Source organism: Streptomyces sp. NPDC092370 (assembly GCF_044755265.1).
Taxonomy (GTDB): Bacteria; Actinomycetota; Actinomycetes; order Streptomycetales; family Streptomycetaceae; genus Streptomyces.
In genome coordinates this window covers 72,835-92,114 of sequence record NZ_JBIVQO010000009.1, presented here as the reverse complement: position 1 = coordinate 92,114, position 19,280 = coordinate 72,835, and the positions used below count along the sequence as shown (strand labels likewise).

Below are 19,280 nucleotides of genomic sequence, written 5' to 3'. Positions count from 1 at the left end.
GCGGTAACGTGCACGAACGGAGCAGGCGCCGGGACCCGGCCCGCCTGCCCGGTCGTGGATCAGCAGCGAAAGGGTCGATGTGACGGACACCCCAGCGGGAGACATTGCACGCGTCGGAGTCGTGGGCTGCGGTCAGATGGGCGCGGGGATCGCCGAGGTGTGCGCCCGGGCCGGCCTGGACGTCATGGTCGCCGAGACCACCGGCGAAGCCCTGGAGATCGGCCGCACCCGGCTGTTCACCTCCCTGGCCAAGGCGGCCGAACGCGGCAAGATCACCGAGGAGGAGCAGGAGGCCACGCTGGCCCGCCTGAGCTTCACCACGGACCTCGGCGAGTTCGCCGACCGTGACCTCGTGATCGAGGCCGTCGTGGAGAACGAGCAGGTCAAGACCGAGATCTTCCAGGTACTGGACCAGGTCGTGACCCGGCCGGACGCCATCTTGGCCTCCAACACCTCCTCCATCCCGCTGGTGAAGCTGGCCGTGGCGACCTCGCGGCCCGACCAGGTCATCGGCATCCACTTCTTCAACCCGGCCCCGGTGCAGAAGCTCGTCGAGCTCATCCCGGCGCTCACCACGTCCGAGGGCACGATCAGCCGCGCCCAGCTCTTCACCGAGAAGCTGCTCGGCAAGCACGCGATCCGTGCCCAGGACCGCTCCGGCTTCGTGGTGAACGCGCTGCTGATCCCGTATCTGCTCTCCGCGATCCGGATGTTCGAGACGGGCATCGCCAGCCGCGAGGACATCGACAACGGCATGGAGATGGGCTGCGCCCACCCGATGGGCCCCCTGAAGCTGTCCGACCTGATCGGCCTGGACACGGTCGCCTCGGTCGCGCAGTCGATGTACGAGGAGTACAAGGAGCCCCTGTACGCCGCTCCCCCGCTCCTGCAGCGCATGGTCGACGCGGGCCGGCTGGGCCGCAAGACGGGCTCGGGCTTCTACACGTACGCCTGACCGTCCGGCTGCCGCAGTCACCTCAACGCCGCCGCTCCTCCGGCCACGGCCGGACCCGGCGGCGTCCCCATTCCTGCGCCTGCTCGCTCATACGCCGGCGCAGCCAGCCCATCCAGAAGGCGAGCGGGGTGAGGGCGAGCGCGATCAGCAGCGCACTGCCCCACCCCTCCCCGGAGGAGAACCGGAGCATCACGACCACCAGCGCGTAGAGCGCGAGCGTGTACGCCGCGTTCTTCTGCCACTTCGTCATGTCTCCCCGGATACCCTCCGAGGCCGGTTACGGACGGTCAGATTTCGGCCAGGCGGCGGGCCCGGCACCTGAATTGGTGCCGGGCCCGCGGCATTCACACACCGTGTGCGCGCCGGGCTCGCATATGCCTTTCGCACACTCTCCCCAGGCGCCCACCAGGCGAGTTGACTCCTCATGCGCATGCAAGGGATGTGAAACGACTACGGAAAGGAGCGGACTCGTGACCGCCGATCCCGAGCATCCCGTCGTCCATGGAGAACTCGCAGAGTTACGACGCCGCCTCGATGTGGCCTACGCCCGCGTCGAGGGCGGGCTGGCGCTGCTCAGTCACCGCACCGAGGAGACCGCCAAGGAACTCGACGAGCTCAACACCCGGATCCACACACTCGAACACGCGCGCTGGCCGCTGCCCGCGGTCGCCGCCCTCACCGCCGTGGGTGCCCTCGTCGTGGCGATCTGGCAGGCGCTGGGGCATTAGCTCAGGGCAATGTGTCCTGACCCAGCCTGAGATGGTGCAGCAGAAGTAACGCGGCCGCCATGTTGGCGGCCGGGACCTCACCGCGGGCGACCATGTCGGGGACGAGTTTGAGAGGCACCCATTCCCGGCGGTCCGACTCGAAGTCGTCCACGGGGTGCCCGACGTACTCGCCGTCGTCGGCCCAGTACACATGGTGCCGGGCGTCGGTGAGCCCGTTGGACGGCTCCACGCTCATGAGGTGGTGCAGGGGTCCCGGCCGCCAGCCGGTCTCCTCCTCCAGTTCCCTGGCGGCCGCGCGGGCGATGTCCTCGCCGTCCTCGACCACCCCGGCCGCGAGTTCCCACCCCCAGCTGTCGGTGATGAAACGGTGCCGCCAGAGCAGGAGCACCTCGTTGGCCTCGTTCACGACCGTGGCCACCGCGACGGGCCTCAGCCGTATGAGGAAGTGGTCCAGATGCCGGCCGTCCGGCAGTTCGACATCCGCGAGATTGACGCTGAACCAGCGGTTTGAGTACACAGTTTGCTCGTTGTGTTTCGTCCACTGCACGGTTCTGCCACCTTCCGTCGAGTAAGTGGCAATATCGCAGCAGGGACGGAAGGACAGCAGGCGCACAGGAAGCGCCTCGGAGCGACACGGGCACCACCGCCCGGATCTACAACGGTACGCGCAGGGCTCCGTCGATGAGTTCGGCGGCCTCGGTCGTGCCGGCGCAACCACTGCGCACCAGGTGCTCCCGCACCGCGCGCAGCCGGTCGCGCAGCCGCTGGGACTCCATACCCCGGGCCTGCTCGGCCATCTGCACGGCGATGGCCACCGCCTTGTCGGCGTTGCCCTGCCGCAGTTCGATGGTGCTGAGCATGGCCAGCCGGTGCACCCGGCCGCGGTCGTGCGCCGGGTTGTCCACGGCGGCCGCGGCATGCTCCCCGGCGGCCGCGATCTCCCCGAGGCTGAGCAGCGCCTCCGCCACCTGCACGTTGACGAGCCCCGGCTGGACATAGCCGGTCTCGTCGGGCTCGTAACCGCGCCGGATCCGCTCGGCCGACCGCTCGGCCCGCCGGATGCAGGACAGGGCGCTGCCGCCGTCCCCGAGATGCGCGTACGCCTTGGCCTGCATGGCGTACAGGTCGGAGGCGAGCGCCGGGGTGATGTGCTTGCCGGCGGCCCGCAGCGCGGCCTCCGCGAAGGCGACGGACTGCCGGTACTCCCGCATGAACAGCGACTGGTTGACCAGCAGGGCGATCACATACGCCCCGAGTCCCCGGTCCCCGCTGGCCTTCGCGAGCCGCAGCGCCTGGTGGAAGTAGCGCTGGGCGAGTCCGTGCGCGTCGGAGTCGTACGCGCAGATGCCGGCGACGGCCACCAACCCGCCGGTGGCGCGGTGCAGTTGCCGGCCGGTCTCGTCGGTGTAGCCGCCGCGCAGCAGCGGGGCGGCCTCGGCGTTCAGGAAGCCGACGATACGGGCCCGTGTCGCGATGCCCCCGGCCTTGCGGTACATCTGCTCGTAGTGCGTACGGGCGGCCCGCAGCATCTCCAGGTCGCCCGAGGTGACCCGGTGCCGGCCACCGCGGGAGACGTCCACGTCCTCGGGCGGGTTCTCCCACTCCCACACCGGCATCACGGCGGGCGTGCCGGTGAGGGCGGGTGCGCCGAGGATGTGGGGGCGCTGCTGCTGGTCGGATCGCCACAGGGCGGTGGCCCGTTCGACGAACCCGGACAGGGAGCCGGTGTGCGGGGCGGACGGCTCGCCGGGCACACCGAGGCCGATGTCGTCGAGGGTGACCTGCCGTCGCAGCCGCCCCGCGAGCACCTCACAGATCAGGTCGGGCACCTGGCCCCGGGGCCGCTGCCCCTTCAACCACCGGGCGACGGCGGTGTGTTCGTATCTCAGGGACAGGCCACGTGCCCGTCCCGCCTGATTGACGTGTGCGGCCAGCCCCGCGTGCGAGATCCCCGCCTCGTCCAGGATCGCGTCGAGCAGAGTGTTGGGCTGCATGTGGGCCCCCCGGGTGGCTCGGTGCGGCCAGATTAGTGGTTCCGCCTTCACACGGGGTGTGAACGGAGTGCTCGAACCCGCACGGTGTGCGCACTGTCGCTGAGAGTCGCCGGCCGGTTGACTGAACTGCCTCGAAAGAGGCCGGCCGGGCCGCCGGCTCCCCCTCGTACAGTGCGGCGGCCCGCTGCCGCCGTCCGCCCGGCTGCCTGCCCGACACTCCGTGGCGGGGCGGACGGCATCGCCGGCGGCGCGAGCTCCCGCCGTGGTGTCAGAGGTGTGTGCTCTGCTGCGGGTGGGTGGTTGTTCGCGCCCCTGACGGCGCCCTCCCGCTGTTCGTGAGCACCAGCAGGGCGATGTCGTCCGGTGGGGTGCCCCGGGTGTGGTGGAGGAGGGCCGTGGAGATCCGGCCGACGACACCCCGCGAGGAGAGCGGGCCGTCCCGCGCGACGCTCGTCAACGCGGTCGCCAGCGGAAAGAACCGGCCGCGGGCGTCCCGCGCGTCCTGGGCGCCGTCCGTGAAGAGGAACAGCGCTTCATCGGCTTGGAGATACCCCAGATCCACGGTCGGCAGCACGGCCGACAGGGGGAACAGCCCCAGGGGCGGATGCGGATCGCCGGGAGCCAGCTGTTCCGCCTCGATGCCGCTCAGCCGGTACGGCCACGGATGCCCGCAGTTCAGCGCGAACATCTCGCCGTCGGCCCGGATCTCCACGAGCAGCAGGGTCACGAACTCCTCGGCGGCGCTCGCGGGATGCTCCTGGCGCAGATGCCGGTCCAGGGCCCGCTCCAGCCGGCGCAGCACCCCGCCGAGGTCCTGCTCGTCGTGCGCGGCCTCGCGGAAACAGCCGAGCACGGCGGCGACGGTCCCGAACGCGCCGATCCCGTGCCCGCGTACGTCCCCCATCACGGCCCGTACGCCGTGCTCGGTGGCGACGACCTCGTACAGGTCGCCCCCGACCGCGGCACCACGCTCCGCCGGCACCTGGGCGGCCGCCACGTCCAGCCCGTCGATCCGGGCGGGCAACGGCCGCAGCAGGGCGCTCTGCGCGGCGCCCGCGACCCGGCGCAGCTGACGCAGTTCACGCATCAGCGACCGCCGCACATGCAGAATCAGCCCGGTCCCCACCGCGAAGAACACCGCGCTGGTGACGATGCGGGCCTGCAGACCGGTCTCCTGGGCGAGCGGGCAGGCCAGTTTGTACGTGACGGCCGCCGCGCCCCATACCGTGGGCAGACCGAGGCTACGCACCCGACCCCTGATGCGGATCATGCCGATGGCCCCCCCAATAGGCCCTGACACAGAATCGGACCGGCCCGAGAAGGCCGGTCCGATTCTTTCGGCAGTCCCTCCGCGAGAGCGGAGAACATCGACGACACCACCCGAACGAGTGAGACCGTCAGGGGCGCGGGGAACTGCGCGAACCATCACGGCGACCCCTCGGCCACCGGCCCACCACAGTTCCCCGCCCCTCGGGCGTTCAGCTCCGCAACTCGGCTCCGACACGCTCGCCCGCGAGAGCCACCGCGGCGTCCCGGGCCGCGGACGCCTCGTCCACGGTCAGCGTCCGGTCGGAGGCCCGGAACCGCAGCGCGTACGCGAGCGACTTCCGCCCCTCCCCCAACTGCTCGGCGTTCTCGTACACATCGAACAGCCGGATGGACTCCAGCAGTTCCCCGGCCCCGTCCCGCAACGCCGCCTCGACCTCGGCGGCCGGCACGAACGCGTCGACGACCAGGGCGACGTCCTGCGTGGCGACGGGGAACGTGGAGATCCGCGGTGCCGCCGCCGTGGCATCGCCGGCGGCCTCCACCGCGTTCAGGTCGATCTCCATCGCACAGGTGCGCGCGGGCAGCCCGAGGGCCTTCACGACTCGCGGGTGCAACTCCCCCGCGTGCCCCACGACCCGCTCGGCACCGTCGACGGTGAGCACCAGCTCGGCGCACCGTCCCGGGTGCCACGGCCCGTACTGCCCCTTGCGGATGACGAGTTCGGCACCGGCCTCCCGCGCGACGGCCCGGGCGGCCTCGACCGCGTCGGCCCAGTCGGCCGGACGGCCCTTGCCCCACCAGCCGGCCTGTTCGCGCGCACCGGCGAGGACCACGGCGACGTGCCGCGGCTGCTCGGGCAGCGCCGCGTTCAGCTCGGCGAGTTCCTCGTCGGTCGGGCGACGGTCGACGGGCAGCACGGCGGCGATCCGCTGCTCCTCGCGCGGCCGGAAGACCAGACCCGTCTCGAACAGCGCGAGGTCGTGCGAGCCCCGGCCGTCATTGCGCCGCAGGGCGGCGAGCAGACCCGGCAGCAGCGTCGTGCGCAGCGCCGGCTCCTCGTCGCTGAGCGGATTGCTGAGCTTGACGACGCGGCGGACCGGGTCGTCCGCGTCGAGACCGAGCTGGTCGAAGACCTGCTCGCCGATGAACGGGTAGTTCAGCGCCTCGACATACCCGGCACCGGCCAGGGCCCGGCCCACCCGGCGGTGCAGCCGCTGCCGGTCGGTCAGACCGCGGCCGGCCGGCGGCTTGGGCAGCGTGGAGGGCAGGTTCTCGTAGCCCTCCAGCCGGATGACCTCTTCGGCCAGGTCGTTCGGGTCGGTGAGGTCGGGACGCCAGGACGGCACGGTGACGATCAGCTCGTCCTGCCCGTACACGTCGCAGCCGACCTCCTGAAGGCGGCGCACGACGGTCTCGCGGCCGTATGCGACGCCCGCGACCTTGTCCGGGTGGTCGGCCGGGATGGTGATGGTGCGCGGCGCGGACGGGGCGAGGACCTCGGTCACGCCGGCCTCGGCAGTGCCCCCCGCGAGCAGGACCAGCAGATCGACGGTGCGCTGCGCGGCGGCCGCCGCGGCCTGCGGGTCGACGCCGCGCTCGAAGCGCCGGGACGCCTCGGAGGACAGCTTGTGCCGGCGGGCCGTGCGCGCGATCGACACCGCGTCGAAGTGCGCGGCCTCGATGACGACGTCCGCCGTGGCGTTCTGCACGTCGTCGTGGTCGGCGATCTCCGTGTTGGCGCCGCCCATGACACCGGCGAGCCCGATCGGGCCGCGGTCGTCGGTGATCACCAGGTCCTCGGCGTCCAGCGTGCGCTCGACACCGTCGAGGGTGGTCAGCTTCTCGCCGGGCTCGGCGCGGCGCACCCCGATCGTGCCCTGGACCAGGGAGCGGTCGTAGGCGTGCAGCGGCTGGCCGAGCTCCATCATCACGTAGTTGGTGACGTCGACGGCGAGCGAGATCGGGCGCATGCCGACCTTCTGGAGCCGGCGCTGGAGCCAGATCGGGGAGCGGGCCTCGGCACTGAGGCCGGTCACCGTGCGGGCGGTGAAGCGGTCGCAGCCGGTGGGGTCGGAGATCCGCACCGGGTAGCCGTACGCGTTCGGTCCGGGCACGTCGATCAGGGCCGGGTCGCGCAGCGGCAGGCCGTAGGCGGTGGCGGTCTCACGGGCCACACCGCGCAGCGACAGGCAGTAGCCGCGGTCGGGTGTGACCGCGATGTCGAGGACCTCGTCGACCAGCTCGAGCAGCTCGACGGCGTCCTTGCCGATCTCGGTCTCCGGCGGCAGGACGATGATGCCCTTGGTGCCGTCGTCGCCCATGTTCAGCTCGTCGCTGGAGCAGATCATGCCGCGCGACATCCGGCCGTAGGTCTTGCGCTCGGCGATCTGGAAGTCACCGGGCAGGACGGCGCCGGGCAGGGCCACGACGACCTTGTCGCCCACGGCGAAGTTGCGGGCGCCGCAGATGATCTCCTGGGGCTCGCCGGTGCCGTTGGCCTGGCCGACGTCGACGGTGCAGAAGCGGATCGGCTTCTTGAACTCCGTCAGCTCCTCGATCGTCGCCACCTGGCCGACGACCAGCGGGCCCTTGAGGTCGGCGCCGAGCTGCTCGACGGTCTCGACCTCCAGACCGGCCGAAATGAGCTTGGCCTGCACGTCGCGACCGGTCTCCGTCTCCGGCAGGTCGACGTACTCCCGCAGCCAAGAAAGCGGGACCCGCATCAGATCTCCATCCCGAACGGCCGGGTGAACCGGACGTCACCCTCGACCATGTCTCGCATGTCTTCGACGTTGTGGCGGAACATCAGCATCCGCTCGATGCCGAACCCGAAGGCGAACCCGCTGTACTTCTCGGGGTCGACGCCGCAGGCGGTGAGCACCCGCGGGTTGACCATGCCGCAGCCGCCCAGCTCGATCCAGCCCTCGGAGGAGCAGGTGCGGCAGGGGCGGTCGGGGTTGCCGATGGACTCGCCCTTGCAGACGTAGCAGAGCATGTCCATCTCGGCGCTCGGCTCGGTGAAGGGGAAGTAGTTCGGCCGCAGCCGGGTCTTCATGTCCGCGCCGAACAGGGCCTGGACCATGTGGTCCAGGGTGCCCTTGAGGTCCGCCATCGTCAGGCCCTCGTCCACCGCGAGCAGCTCGATCTGGTGGAAGACGGGCGTGTGCGTGGCGTCCAGCTCGTCGGTGCGGAAGACCCGGCCGGGGCAGACGATGTAGACGGGCAGCTCACGGTCGAGCAGCGCGCGGGCCTGCACCGGCGAGGTGTGCGTGCGCAGGACGACGCCGGACCCGGACTCCTCGGTGCCCTCGGGGCCCCGCACGAAGAAGGTGTCCTGCATCTGCCGGGCCGGGTGGTCGGGCAGGAAGTTGAGCGCGTCGAAGTTGAACCACTCCGCCTCGGCCTCCGGTCCTTCGGCGACCTCGTAGCCCATGGCCACGAAGACGTCCGCGACCCGCTCCATCATCGTGGTGAGCGGGTGCCGGGCGCCGGACGGCACGCGGTCGTACGGCAGCGTGACGTCCACCGCCTCCTCGACGAGCACGCGCGCGTCCCGTTCGGCCTCGAGCTCCACCTGGCGGGCGGCGAGGGCCTTGTTCACGGCACCGCGGGCCTGGCCGACGCGCTTGCCCGCCTCGGCCTTGGCGTGCGGGGGCAGGGCGCCGATCTCGCGGTTGGCGAGGGCCAGCGGCGAGGTGGGGCCGGTCTGGGCGACCTTGGCCTCGTGGAGCGCGTCGAGGGAGTCCGCGGCGGCGAAGGCGGCGAGCGCCTCGTCCCGCATGCGCTCGATCTCTTCCGGTTTCAACGTCTCGACCTCGACAGGGTCGTACGACTTATTCGGTGCCGACATCTCTTCCCGTGCTTCCGATTGGCTGGCTGGAGGTCCCCGTCTCCGACTCGGACGGCCGCCTGAAGGGACACAAAGGTGCCAATGGCCGAGTCTAACGGGGTGGAGATATACGAATGCGCCCGCGGGGCTCAGGCGAGATAGGCCGGAGCGCTCACGGGCAACGTAAATCGGAACTCGGCGCCGGCGCCGGGGGCGCGGCCGACCGTGATGGTGCCGCCGTGGGCCTCGACGATGCCCTTGACGATGTAGAGCCCGAGGCCCGTCCCGCCGCGCTTGCTGCCCCGCCAGAAGCGGGTGAAGACGCGGTTCATGGACTCCTCCGGGATGCCGGGCCCCTCGTCGCTCACCGTGACCGACGTACCGGTGTCCTCGCCCTCGCGGGGGGACGCCGTGGCCGTGACGTCGATCGTGACAGTTCCCTCGCCGTGCCGCACGGCATTTTCGAGCAGGTTGCTGAGCACCTGGTCGATCTTGTCGGGGTCGGCCCACAGGTCGGGCAGCGGCTGCTGGACGCGCAGCAGGAACCGGTCGGCCGGCTGCCCGGCGGCGACATAGGCCTGGATGTGCCGTCCGACGGCGGCGCCGATGTCGACGGGCTGGCGCCGCACCTCCAGCCGGCCGGAGTCGATGCGGGAGATGTCGAGCAGCTCGGCGATGAGCCGGGTGACCCGGTCGGCGTCGGCGTCGACGGTCTCCAGCATCAGCCGCTTCTGGTCGTCGGTGAACCGTTCCCACTTGGCCAGCAGCGTGGCGGTGAAGCCCTTGACGGAGGTGAGCGGCGAACGCAGTTCGTGGGCGACGGTGGCGATCAGTTCGGCGTGGCTGCGCTCGGTGCGGCGGCGGGCCTCGGTGTCGCGCAGGGTGACGACCAGACGCCGCACGGGTCCGGTCGGCCGGGCGCGGACGTACCGCGCGCAGACCAGTACCTCACGGCCGCCGGGCAGGAGCAGGTTGCGCTCGGGCTGTCCGGCGCGGATGGCGAGGCCGCCGTACGGATCGGTCAGCTGCCACCAGCGCCGGCCCTCCAGGTCCTCTAACGGCAGGGCCTTTTCCAGCGGCTGTCCGAGGGCGTCCTCGGCGCGGACCGCGGTGATGCGCTCGGCGGCCGTGTTGAAGCAGATGACACGGCCCTGCTCGTCGGCGACGACGAGCCCGTCGGGCAACTGGTCGGGGTCGATGCCCAGGCCGGCCGGATCACCGGGTGGCCGGGACGCGGCGGGCGGGCTCCCGGCGTCCTGGGCTCCCGGTGCGCTGCTCGTGCCGCCACTCATCCCCGTACCCCACCTCCAAGGCTCCGCAGAGGGGTCCCTGAGCTGGTCACCCTACTAGTTCCCGGTGACGGAGCGGCACCCTCCGGAGGCGCGCTGTGCACGCGCCGACGCATAGAGACATACGGCGGCGGCGGTGGCGAGGTTCAGGCTCTCGGCCTTCCCGTGGATCGGAACGCGTACGACGGCGTCCGTGAGGGCCCGGGTCTCCTCCGGCAGGCCCCACGCCTCGTTGCCGAAGACCCAGGCGGTGGGCCCGCCCATGGTGCCCTTGTCGAGCTCGTCGTCGAGGTCGCGGTCGCCCGCCCCGTCGGCGGCGAGGACCCGGACCCCGGCGTCCCGCAGCGCGTCGACGGCCCGCTCCACGGGGACGCCGACGGCGACGGGCAAATGGAACAGGGAGCCGACGGAGGCGCGGACGGCCTTGGGGTTGTACACGTCGACGGAGGCGTCGGTCAGGACGACGGCCTCGGCGCCGGCCGCGTCGGCGCAGCGCAGCACGGTCCCGGCGTTGCCGGGGTCACGGACGTTGGCGAGGAGGGCGACGAGCCGGGGACGGGCCGCGAGGACCTCCTCGAACGGCGCGTCCAGGAACCGGCAGACACCGACGAGCCCTTGCGGGGTGACCGTGGTGGAGATGTCGGCGATGACCTGCTCGGCGGCGAGGTGCACCCGTGCTCCGGCGTCCCGGGCCGCACCGACGATGTCGGCGTAGCGCTCGGCGGCCTCCAGCGTCGTGAACAGCTCCACGAGCGTGGCCGCGCCCCCGGTCCGGTGCCCGGCCGCCTCCCGGACGGCCTGCGGCCCCTCAGCGAGGAACAGCCGCTCCTTTCCCCGGAAGTTCCGCTTGGCCAGCCGCCGCGCGGCCAGGACGCGGGGGGAGCGGGGGGAGATGAGCTCGGGGGTGGCGGGAGACATCCGGTTCGCTTTCTCGGTAGCTGCACAGCAGGACCCGCAGACCGTCCGGCCTGCGGGTCCTTCAGTCACATCGGCTCGAGCCGGTGTCACGCAGCCTTCGGCGCGTTCACGTCGCTCGGCAGCGCCTTCTGGGCGACCTCGACGAGCGCGGCGAACGCACCGGCGTCGTTGACGGCCAGCTCGGCCAGGATCTTGCGGTCGACCTCGACGTTCGCGGCCTTCAGACCCTGGATGAAGCGGTTGTAGGTCATGCCGTTGGCGCGGGCAGCGGCGTTGATGCGCTGGATCCACAGCTGACGGAAGTCGCCCTTGCGCTTCTTGCGGTCGTTGTAGTTGTAGACCAGCGAGTGGGTGACCTGCTCCTTGGCCTTGCGGTACAGGCGCGAGCGCTGACCGCGGTAGCCGGAGGCCTGCTCGAGGATCGCCCGGCGCTTCTTGTGGGCGTTGACTGCCCGCTTGACGCGTGCCACTAGTTAACTCCTTGTAGCGGGGTCGTGGGGGTGCTCACACGACCCGAAATCGATTGGGTCCCGGTCCGGCGTCCGTACGGCGCTCGCGCGCCGGGACGTCACTTGCCGAGAAGCTTCTTGATCTTCGCGGCGTCGCCCGGGGCCATCTCGGCGTTGCCCGTGAGGCGACGCGTCACGCGGGACGACTTGTGCTCGAGCAGGTGGCGCTTGCCGGCGCGCTCGCGCAGCACCTTGCCGGAGCCGGTGATCTTGAAGCGCTTGCTGGCACCGCTGTGCGACTTGTTCTTCGGCATAGCGCCGTTCTCTCCTCGTCGGTGGCGCTCCGGTGCCCGGTCGCGAAACCGGGCACGGTGGAGCGTCGTCTTGTTTCGGTTGCTTCCTGGGACTGGCGTCCCGGGGAGTCACGCCTCGGCGTGCTCCTCGGCGGGCTCCTCAGTCGGCGCCTCGGACTCCGCGGCGTTCTGCGACTTGCCGGGGTTGGCCTTCGCTTCCGCCTTGCGGGCTTCCTGCGCCTGGCGAGCCTCGGCCATCGCCTCGGTCTTCTTCTTGTGCGGACCGAGAACCATGATCATGTTTCGGCCGTCCTGCTTCGGGTTCGACTCAACGAAACCGAGATCGGCCACGTCCTCCGCGAGACGCTGCAGCAGTCGGTAGCCCAGCTCGGGCCGGGACTGCTCGCGACCACGGAACATGATCGTGATCTTGACCTTGTCGCCCTGCTTGAGGAACCGAACGACGTGACCCTTTTTGGTGTCATAGTCGTGCGGGTCGATCTTCGGCCGGAGCTTCATCTCCTTGATGACCGTGTGCGCCTGGTTCTTGCGCGCCTCACGGGCCTTCATGGCCGACTCGTACTTGAACTTCCCGTAGTCCATGAGCTTGCACACAGGCGGACGGGCGGTCGCCGCCACCTCGACCAGGTCCAGGTCGTACTCCTGCGCAAGCTCCAGTGCCTTGGCCAGGGGGACGATGCCCACCTGCTCGCCACTGGGACCGACAAGTCGCACCTCGGGAACGCGAATCCGGTCGTTGATGCGGGGCTCGGCGCTGATGGATCCTCCTCGGTAGCACCACGCGGCAGTCTGGCGGACGGCCGCGTTAACGTCTGTGTTCGATAGACCTAACCGCGCCGGAGCAACAAAAATGCCCCGGACGATCCCAGGCGGGGCTCCTCGAACTACCGGAGCACCGCCGCGGGAAGCCGCGGGGCACACTTTCGGACGGAACGCCGCCACTGGGACGGGACCGCCTGACCGGTGACCCGCCGCCCTGAGGGTGATCGGGTGGGAGTTCGAAAGCCTCCACTTGTGGGCCGGGCTCGCGGGCTGTGAGGCATACGTGTCCGACCGGTCGTTACATGAGGTTACCAGTAATGGCCAGGGACGGCCAATCGGGGCGTACCGGGGTCCCGTGGGGAGGATGCGCTCCCTGCGCCTATCGTGTGGGGCATGAGTGAGACCCCTCCTGAGTCCCCCGACTTCGACGCCATGGCCCGCGACATCGCCGAGGTCCCGGCCGTCGAGGTGATCGTGACGGTCGCCGTCAACCTGATGAGCGCGGCCGCCGTGAAGCTCGGTCTGACCGAGGAGGGCGAGAAGCACAAGGACCTCGACGAGGCCCGAAAGCTGGTGCACGCGCTGGCCGGTCTGCTGGACGCCTCCACGACCGAGATCAGCTCGTTCCACGCGGCTCCGCTGCGCGACGGCCTGAAGTCGCTGCAGCTGGCGTTCCGCGAGGCCTCGCTCCTCCCGGACGAGCCGGGCCAGGGCCCGGGCGAGAAGTACACGGGCCCGGTCTACGGCTAGCCCGGCCTCCTCAGCGCACGAACAGGGGCTCGCCCGGGGGCGTCGCCTCGGCCGGCAGCAGTGCCAGGTCGAGGCCGCGCACCAGGCGGGCCCTCAGTGTTTCGTCGGCGGCCAGGCGCTCGGCGACGGCCCGGGCGGCTTCGGCGGGGGCCGCGGACGGGTCCAGGACCAGGGCGAGGGTGCCGTCGGCCCGCCCCGGTCCGAGATGGGCGCGCAGGACGGCGGGCTCGGCGGCCGCGGCGTTCCGCACGGCCTCGACGACGGCCGGATCGGCGAGGGGGTCCGTGCTCGCGCGGCCTTCTGCCAGGGCGAGCAGGGCGGGGCCCGTCAGCTCGAAGGGCACCGGTCCGGCCAGGTCGAGCACGATCGTGTCCGCCTTCTCGTGCGCGGCGGCCTGGAGCGCCTGGTGCAGCGGTACGGCGACGGGGCGGGCGGCCGGGTCCCAGCGGGCGAGGGAGTCCGTGGAGGTGAAGGCGGGCAGGGCGGTCCGCTTCCCGGCTTTGAGGGTCGGTACGGCCATGTCGCTGGTCTTCTCGCGGCGCAGTCCCCGCTCGTCCTCCTCGACCTCGCCGAGCACGGCCACGACGGGCACGAGCAGCCGGGCGCCCTTGAGGGCGTCGAGGACCGGGCCCAGCGCGCCGCGGTCGGCGGACCAGGCGGCGAGTGCCGCGCTCAGCCGGGGGTCGGCGGAGCCGTCGTCGTCGGAGAAGCCGGGGTCCGGGATGTTCTTGTTCGCCACTCGTCGACCCTATCGGCCCGGGGGCGCCCCACCGGCGGCGGCTCAGACGTCTGCGCGGCCCGTACGGCGGCCCCGCCACAGGACCACCGCCGCGACCAGCAGGACGGCGCCGGCACCGCCCGCGAGGGGGGCGGCCCAGTCGGCGGTGCCGTCGTCGGAGGCGGCGGCGTCCGGGCCGCTGCCGAAGTACTTCGCGCCGTAGGACGCCGAGCGCAGGCCCTCCGGCTTCAGCCGGCCGGCGGCCTCGATGGCGGCGGCCGGGTCGATGAAGCCGAAGCCGCGGGAGTCGTCGCGGCCCCCGACGGGAGCGTTGCGGGCGGTGTCCTCGAGGAGGGATTTGATCTGGGCCGGGGTCAGGTCGGGATGAGCGGCCCTGACCAGGGCGGCGGCCCCGGAGACGAAGGCGGCGGCGGCACTGGTGCCCCAGCCCTCGTAGTACTTGTGGTCGGGGTCGGCGATGACGACGTCGACGCCCGGAGCGCTCACGGTGGCGTACCAGCGGCGGGTGGAGAACGGGGCGCGGGTCCCGGCGCGGTCGACGGCGGTGGCGGCGATCACGCCCGGATAGGCGGCCGGGTAGGAGATGCGGTCGCCCTTCTCCCCGCCGTTGCCGGCGGAGGCGACGACGACCACGCCTTTCTTCAGGGCGTACTGGACGGCCTGGTCCTCGGTGGGTTCGGGGTGCGCGGAGGCGGAGTCGTCGCCGAGGGAGAGGTTGATGACGTCGGCGCCGTGGTCGGCGGCCCAGCGGATGCCCTCGGCTAGGGCGTTGCCGCGGGTGCTGCGGGCCTTGGCGCGGGAGGGGTCGCCGTCCTCCAGGATGACGCGGACCGGGAGGATCTTCGCCTCGGGGGCGATGCCGAGGACGCCGTCGGCGTTGCCCGGGCCGTGTCCGTGGCCGGCGATGATGCCGGCCATGGCGGTGCCGTGCCGGGCCCAGGCACGGTCGCCCGGTTCGGCCCCGAAGCGGACCAGGTCCTTGCCGGGCAGGACGTTGCCGGACAGGTCCGGGTGGTCGGCCTCGACGCCGGTGTCCAGCACGGCGACGGTGACGCCCTCACCCTTCGTGATCTGCCAGGCCCGCTCGGTGTGCATGGCCTCCAGGGCCCACTGCTGGGCGCGGATGCCGTCGGCGTGCGCGGTGGCGGCGGGGAGGAGGACGAGGCCGGCGGTCAGCAGGACGCCGAGGGCGGCGGCCTTGCGGGACGGCCTGCGCGCGGGTTTTCCGGCCCGGGTGTGGTTCACGACGGCTGCTCCGAGGCCGAGCGGACGTTTCTGCGGAAGTCCCGTTCGACGCGGTCCGCGAGGCCCTGCGCCTCGTTGCCGAGGCCGGCCTGGGCGGCGGCGCTGGTGGCACCGGCCTCCATGGCGTCCCCGGCGGGCTGCGGGTCGTCGACGCTGCGGCCGTCGGCCCAGCCGGAGACGGCGTAGACGACGACGGGTGCCTCGGTGAGCACCGAGATGGTCCAGGAGGCGCGCTGCCCGGGGCCGAAGCCGGCGGCCGGCGTGCCCTCGGCGGCGTAGGGCAGGGGCATCAGGTCGCTGCGGCGGTCCAGGCGTTCGTTGCTGAAACGGTTCGCGAGGGCGGTCATGCCGGGGGCGTCGGCCGTGGTGAAGAGCAGGCCCACGGTGGTCACGTAGCTCTCGGTGGCGTCGGTGTAGGTGGCGCGCAGGAGGCGTTCGCAGCCGGCCGGGGCGAGGGCCTTGCGCAGCAGCGGGTCGAAGGCGTCCTTGCAGCCGCTGTCGGGGGCGACGGCGATGCGGGTCCAGGTGCGGTCGGCGCCGCCGGGACCGGCGCCCTTGCCCTGCACCGTCGGCGGGAACAGCTGGTCGACCGGGACGCTGTGCCAGAGGCTCCCCGCCGCGGCGAAGGTGCTGGGCGCGCCGTCCTTGCCGGAGCCTCCCACGAGCCAACTGCCGGTGACCGCGCCCGAGATGAGGCCCAGCCCGAGGACGAGGCAGACGGCGGCCGCGGCGGCCTGGGACGCGCCGCGCCCGCCGAGCGGCCGGGGCCGGGCGTCGCCGTCGTAGCCCTCGGGCTCACCGAACGACACCACAGGACGCGTGGCGCTCCAGGAGAGGGCGGGATCGGGAGAGACCGGGGCGGGGTTCCAGGGCGGTCGGGTGGGAGCCGGAGGCAGGCGCGTGCCGCGTCCGGCGGTCGCGTCGCCAGCGGTGGAGGTGGCGGCCGGCTCGTGTGCCGGGCGCGGCGGGGGGCCGGGGCGTACGGCCGTCGTCCTCTGCGCGGCCGGGTGGAGGGGAGGCCGGGCGGGCTCGTCCGGCGCGGGGGCGGCGGGGATCCGGCGCAGGCCCCCGGTCGTCTCGGACACCTGCTCGCCGGGGGCGCCGGTGCGGCGGGGCGTGGGGAGGCGGAACGGCCGGCCGGCCGTCTCCGGCTGCGCCCCGGCCGGGGCGTCCGTGGGGTCGGGCGAGAGACGGAACGGCCTGCCGGACGTCTGGGTCGTGGGCCCCTCCGGGCTGCCTGAACGCTCCGCCCGGCCGGGCGAGCCCGGGAGGTGGCGCGGCCGCGGAGGGGAGTTTGGTGCTGCGGCGTCGGGGTGCGTCTCGCGGCCGACGCCGGGCGGCGCGTCGGGGAAGCGGGTGGAGGCGCGGGGCGGGGGCGGTGCGACGGACTCGGTGCGCCGGGGTGCGGCGGCAGCGGGGTTCGCGGCCCCGAGGTGCGGGAACCGGGGGCGGCCGTTCGGCCGGTCGGAGGGTTGCGCGCCGCCCGCCCGGGGCGGGGTGGCTTCCGCTCTCGCGATGGGGCCGGAGGCGGTGCCCGGGGTGTCCTGCTCGTCGGGCGCCGGGTCCTCGGGCGCGGCCGGGGGGTGGGGCGGGCGGGGTGGGGTGGTGGGGCGTGGGGGGAAGGAGGCGCGCCGCGCTTGCGTGCTCATGCACCCCCCGTTTCCTCATGCCCGGGCCGCTCGTCTCGCCCGGGCCGGTGTCGCCTGCCCGAGGCCCGGCACGCCGATCGTCCCGGGCACACATACCCGTACGAACGGAGCGTCATCCCGGCGCGGATCCCCGGCCGGCGTCGTCCGCCGTACGTGCGCGTCACTCTACGGCTTGTTCCTGGGCGAACGGGAACCAGTCCGCGAGGCCGGGGCATCTGCCCGGAACATCCCCCTACCCAGCGGTAATCCGGTCTGGCAGGCTGCGTTCATGACTGCGCGCGCCGCCGACCGGGCCCGTTACGACCGGGCCACCGCCCATCTCGACGCCCCTCTCGCGATCGTGGACCTGGAGGCTTTCGACGCCAACGCCGCCGATCTGGTCCGCCGCGCCGGGGGCAAACCCGTCCGGGTCGCCAGCAAGTCCGTGCGCTGCCGGGCGCTGCTGGAGCGGGTCCTGGCCCGGGACGGCTTCGCCGGGATCATGTCGTTCACCCTCGCCGAGTCGCTGTGGCTGGCCCGGTCGGGGTTCGAGGACGTGCTGCTCGCCTACCCGTCCGCCGACCGCGCGGCGTACGCCGAACTCGCCGGTGACCCCAAGCTCGCCGCCGCCGTGACCGTCATGGTCGACGACGTGGCCCAGCTGGATCTGATCGACGCCTCCCGGGGCGGCGGGCGTGAAGTGGTGCGCGTGTGCCTGGAGTTGGACACCTCCCTGAGGCTGTTCGGCGGGCGGGTGCGGGTCGGGGCCCGGCGTTCGCCGCTGCACTCCCCCGCCGAGGTGGCCGACGTGGCGCGGGCGGTGGCCCGGCGCCCCGGCTTCGAGGTCGTGGGGCTCATGGCGTACGAGGGACATGTCGCCGGTGTCGGGGACGCGCCGGCCGGGCGTCCTTTGCGCTCCCGTGCGATCCGGCTGATGCAGGCGGCCGCCAGGCGCGAACTCGCCGAGCGACGCGCGGAGGTGGTGCGTGCGGTGCGCGCCGTCGTGCCGGGTCTGGAGTTCGTCAACGGCGGCGGCACCGGTTCGGTGCAGCACACGGCGGCCGAGGACGCGGTGACGGAGATCGCCGCCGGGTCGGGGCTGTACGTGCCGCGCCTGTTCGACAACTACACGTCGTTCAGCGGCCGTCCGGCGGCCCTCTTCGCCCAGCCCGTGGTGAGGCGGCCGGGGGTCGGGGTCGTGACGGTCCTCGGCGGTGGGTACCCCGCCTCGGGCGCGGCCGGGCCCGACCGGTCGCCGGTGCCGTATCTGCCCGAGGGGCTGCGCTACGACCCGCAGGAGGGTGCCGGTGAGGTGCAGACGCCGCTGCTCGGCTCGCCCGCCGACGACCTGCTGATCGGGGACAAGGTGTGGTTCCGGCACGCCAAGGCCGGTGAGCTGTGCGAGCGGTTCGACCGGCTGCACCTGGTCGAGGGTGACGCGGTGACGGCGACCGTGCCGACCTACCGCGGCGAGGGCCGGACGTTCCTGTAGGCCTGTGGGGCGTCAGTCCGCCGGGCCGATGCTGCTGCCGACGCCGCCGCCCGTGTCCGCGTCGCCGAACGGGCGGATGCCCTTGGTGACGCGGTCCATGTCGGCGAGCGGCGGTCCGTCCTCGCCGGCGTCGAAGACGTAACGGACGAGGACCGGTGACTCGGTGCCGACGCTGGAGGGGAAGACGAGCGACTGGACGTAGCCGCCCGGCCCTTTGGCGGTCGTGACGCGCCAGCGCACGAGGTACCCGGCGCGGCCCGCCACCGCGACCGGCCCGGATCTCACGACCTGGTGGGACGTCATGCCCCCGTAGAGCTCGCGGCCGAGCGTGTCGCGGTCGTAGGCCTCGTCGGCGGCCTCGGAGATGTCCGCCTCGGCGAGGGCCTCGGGGGACTTCTCGTCGTTCTTGGTCACCGTGCGGGAGAAGACCATGCCGTGGCGGCACAGGCCCACGCCGCCGGGGCAGTCGTAGGTGCCGTCGGTCGTCATGACGACGTCGTCCTGGGCGACGTGCTGGGGGCGGACCCAGCCGTCGAGCAGCGGGAACGTGATGCCGTTGAGCTGGTCCTCGACGAGCGCGGGGTCGTCCGCGGACGGCTCGGATGCGGACGCCTCGGGAGTCGGCTCCGGCGAGCCCGAGGTGGGCTCGCCGGCGGGGGTGGGGGCCGTCCTGGTCTCCGCGCCGCCGCCGTCGCCCCCGCCGAGGGCGACGGCTCCGGTGACGATCGCCGCGACCAGGACGACGCCCGTGGCGGTCAGGGCGACCACCTTCGTGCGGCCGGGGCCACCACCTGGCGGCGGGGTGGCGGGGGCCTCGGGCGCTCGGCGGTGCTCGGTCCAGGCCGTGCCGTCCCACCAGCGCTGGAGGTGCGGGGGGTGCGGGTCGGGATACCAGCCGGGCGGAGGCGTCATGCTCATC

The 19,280-nt window shown here is 72.7% G+C and carries 19 protein-coding genes; 4 read left to right on the top strand and 15 right to left on the bottom strand.

Annotated elements, in window-relative coordinates; genetic code table 11:
* The first annotated feature begins 79 nt into the window (after positions 1–79).
* Entirely contained in the window at positions 80–955 is an 876-nt protein-coding gene (locus ACIQHQ_RS25665) for a 3-hydroxybutyryl-CoA dehydrogenase (RefSeq protein ID WP_283971784.1), read from the top strand.
* 22 nt (positions 956–977) lie between these two features.
* On the opposite strand, the gene ACIQHQ_RS25660 is transcribed toward ACIQHQ_RS25665, so the two are convergent.
* On the bottom strand, positions 978–1,205 hold the full coding sequence (locus tag ACIQHQ_RS25660) for a hypothetical protein (protein WP_402615532.1): 228 nt from the start codon (positions 1,203–1,205) through the stop codon (positions 978–980).
* A gap of 220 nt (positions 1,206–1,425) precedes the next feature.
* Between ACIQHQ_RS25660 and ACIQHQ_RS25655 the strand changes: the two genes are divergently transcribed.
* Positions 1,426–1,683, top strand: a complete 258-nt coding sequence (locus ACIQHQ_RS25655) for a hypothetical protein (RefSeq protein WP_390990759.1) — start codon at positions 1,426–1,428, stop codon at positions 1,681–1,683.
* Position 1,684: 1 nt separating this feature from the next.
* Here ACIQHQ_RS25655 and ACIQHQ_RS25650 read toward each other — a convergent pair whose 3' ends face one another.
* The 10 genes from ACIQHQ_RS25650 to infC all read right to left on the bottom strand — a co-directional run bounded on the left by ACIQHQ_RS25650 (position 1,685) and on the right by infC (position 12,504).
* Entirely contained in the window at positions 1,685–2,230 is a 546-nt protein-coding gene (locus ACIQHQ_RS25650; protein ID WP_390990761.1) for an NUDIX domain-containing protein, read from the bottom strand.
* 106 nt (positions 2,231–2,336) lie between these two features.
* A complete protein-coding gene (locus ACIQHQ_RS25645; protein WP_402615530.1) occupies positions 2,337–3,677 on the bottom strand; it encodes a transcriptional regulator in 1,341 nt (446 codons plus the stop codon).
* A gap of 268 nt (positions 3,678–3,945) precedes the next feature.
* A complete protein-coding gene (locus ACIQHQ_RS25640; RefSeq protein ID WP_402615528.1) occupies positions 3,946–4,947 on the bottom strand; it encodes a PP2C family protein-serine/threonine phosphatase in 1,002 nt (333 codons plus the stop codon).
* Between the two features lie 208 nt (positions 4,948–5,155).
* Positions 5,156–7,669, bottom strand: a complete 2,514-nt coding sequence (gene pheT, locus ACIQHQ_RS25635) for a phenylalanine--tRNA ligase subunit beta (RefSeq protein ID WP_402615526.1) — start codon at positions 7,667–7,669, stop codon at positions 5,156–5,158.
* Positions 7,669–8,796, bottom strand: coding sequence for a phenylalanine--tRNA ligase subunit alpha (gene pheS, locus ACIQHQ_RS25630; RefSeq protein ID WP_402615524.1), 1,128 nt, complete (start codon positions 8,794–8,796; stop codon positions 7,669–7,671). The genes pheT and pheS overlap by 1 nt, the downstream gene beginning before the upstream one ends.
* A gap of 128 nt (positions 8,797–8,924) precedes the next feature.
* Positions 8,925–10,067 (bottom strand): ATP-binding protein, encoded by a 1,143-nt coding sequence (locus tag ACIQHQ_RS25625; protein WP_402615521.1) that lies wholly within the window; start codon positions 10,065–10,067, stop codon positions 8,925–8,927.
* Between the two features lie 54 nt (positions 10,068–10,121).
* Positions 10,122–10,982 (bottom strand): TrmH family RNA methyltransferase, encoded by an 861-nt coding sequence (locus ACIQHQ_RS25620; protein WP_402615519.1) that lies wholly within the window; start codon positions 10,980–10,982, stop codon positions 10,122–10,124.
* Between the two features lie 86 nt (positions 10,983–11,068).
* Positions 11,069–11,452 (bottom strand): 50S ribosomal protein L20, encoded by a 384-nt coding sequence (gene rplT, locus ACIQHQ_RS25615; protein WP_003989074.1) that lies wholly within the window; start codon positions 11,450–11,452, stop codon positions 11,069–11,071.
* A gap of 98 nt (positions 11,453–11,550) precedes the next feature.
* Positions 11,551–11,745, bottom strand: coding sequence for a 50S ribosomal protein L35 (gene rpmI / locus ACIQHQ_RS25610; RefSeq protein ID WP_003977225.1), 195 nt, complete (start codon positions 11,743–11,745; stop codon positions 11,551–11,553).
* Between the two features lie 108 nt (positions 11,746–11,853).
* A complete protein-coding gene (infC, locus tag ACIQHQ_RS25605) occupies positions 11,854–12,504 on the bottom strand; it encodes a translation initiation factor IF-3 (RefSeq protein WP_402616044.1) in 651 nt (216 codons plus the stop codon).
* Positions 12,505–12,900: 396 nt separating this feature from the next.
* Here infC and ACIQHQ_RS25600 point away from each other — a divergent pair, with 396 nt between their 5' ends.
* Positions 12,901–13,257, top strand: a complete 357-nt coding sequence (locus tag ACIQHQ_RS25600) for a DUF1844 domain-containing protein (protein ID WP_402615515.1) — start codon at positions 12,901–12,903, stop codon at positions 13,255–13,257.
* A 10-nt stretch (positions 13,258–13,267) separates the two neighbouring features.
* Here the strand turns inward: ACIQHQ_RS25600 and ACIQHQ_RS25595 are convergent, their stop codons facing one another.
* From ACIQHQ_RS25595 to ACIQHQ_RS25585, 3 genes are read right to left on the bottom strand one after another with little or no spacing between them, the layout of a single operon-like run.
* The gene (locus tag ACIQHQ_RS25595; RefSeq protein WP_402615513.1) at positions 13,268–13,996 is read right to left on the bottom strand and encodes an SseB family protein; all 729 of its coding nucleotides are present in this window, start codon (positions 13,994–13,996) and stop codon (positions 13,268–13,270) included.
* Positions 13,997–14,038: 42 nt separating this feature from the next.
* Entirely contained in the window at positions 14,039–15,241 is a 1,203-nt protein-coding gene (gene mycP / locus ACIQHQ_RS25590; RefSeq protein WP_402615511.1) for a type VII secretion-associated serine protease mycosin, read from the bottom strand.
* Positions 15,238–16,890, bottom strand: a complete 1,653-nt coding sequence (locus tag ACIQHQ_RS25585) for a hypothetical protein (protein WP_402615509.1) — start codon at positions 16,888–16,890, stop codon at positions 15,238–15,240. The genes mycP and ACIQHQ_RS25585 overlap by 4 nt, the downstream gene beginning before the upstream one ends.
* A gap of 268 nt (positions 16,891–17,158) precedes the next feature.
* On the opposite strand from ACIQHQ_RS25585, the gene ACIQHQ_RS25580 reads away from it, so the two are divergent.
* On the top strand, positions 17,159–18,361 hold the full coding sequence (locus ACIQHQ_RS25580; protein WP_402615507.1) for an amino acid deaminase/aldolase: 1,203 nt from the start codon (positions 17,159–17,161) through the stop codon (positions 18,359–18,361).
* A 12-nt stretch (positions 18,362–18,373) separates the two neighbouring features.
* On the opposite strand, the gene ACIQHQ_RS25575 is transcribed toward ACIQHQ_RS25580, so the two are convergent.
* Positions 18,374–19,273, bottom strand: a complete 900-nt coding sequence (locus ACIQHQ_RS25575) for a DUF2510 domain-containing protein (protein WP_402616041.1) — start codon at positions 19,271–19,273, stop codon at positions 18,374–18,376.
* Positions 19,274–19,280 lie beyond the last annotated feature (7 nt).

Bases quoted from the DNA above. Each gene is read 5' to 3' on its own strand.
- ACIQHQ_RS25660 (WP_402615532.1), bottom strand. From the start codon at position 1,205: ATGACGAAGTGGCAGAAGAACGCGGCGTACACGCTCGCGCTCTACGCG.
- ACIQHQ_RS25645 (WP_402615530.1), bottom strand. From the start codon at position 3,677: ATGCAGCCCAACACTCTGCTCGACGCGATCCTGGACGAGGCGGGGATC.
- ACIQHQ_RS25640 (WP_402615528.1), bottom strand. From the start codon at position 4,947: ATGATCCGCATCAGGGGTCGGGTGCGTAGCCTCGGTCTGCCCACGGTA.
- pheT (WP_402615526.1), bottom strand. From the start codon at position 7,669: ATGCGGGTCCCGCTTTCTTGGCTGCGGGAGTACGTCGACCTGCCGGAG.
- pheS (WP_402615524.1), bottom strand. From the start codon at position 8,796: ATGTCGGCACCGAATAAGTCGTACGACCCTGTCGAGGTCGAGACGTTG.
- ACIQHQ_RS25625 (WP_402615521.1), bottom strand. From the start codon at position 10,067: ATGAGTGGCGGCACGAGCAGCGCACCGGGAGCCCAGGACGCCGGGAGC.
- ACIQHQ_RS25620 (WP_402615519.1), bottom strand. From the start codon at position 10,982: ATGTCTCCCGCCACCCCCGAGCTCATCTCCCCCCGCTCCCCCCGCGTC.
- rpmI (WP_003977225.1), bottom strand. From the start codon at position 11,745: ATGCCGAAGAACAAGTCGCACAGCGGTGCCAGCAAGCGCTTCAAGATC.
- ACIQHQ_RS25600 (WP_402615515.1), top strand. From the start codon at position 12,901: ATGAGTGAGACCCCTCCTGAGTCCCCCGACTTCGACGCCATGGCCCGC.
- ACIQHQ_RS25585 (WP_402615509.1), bottom strand. From the start codon at position 16,890: ATGAGCACGCAAGCGCGGCGCGCCTCCTTCCCCCCACGCCCCACCACC.
- ACIQHQ_RS25580 (WP_402615507.1), top strand. From the start codon at position 17,159: ATGACTGCGCGCGCCGCCGACCGGGCCCGTTACGACCGGGCCACCGCC.
- ACIQHQ_RS25575 (WP_402616041.1), bottom strand. From the start codon at position 19,273: ATGACGCCTCCGCCCGGCTGGTATCCCGACCCGCACCCCCCGCACCTC.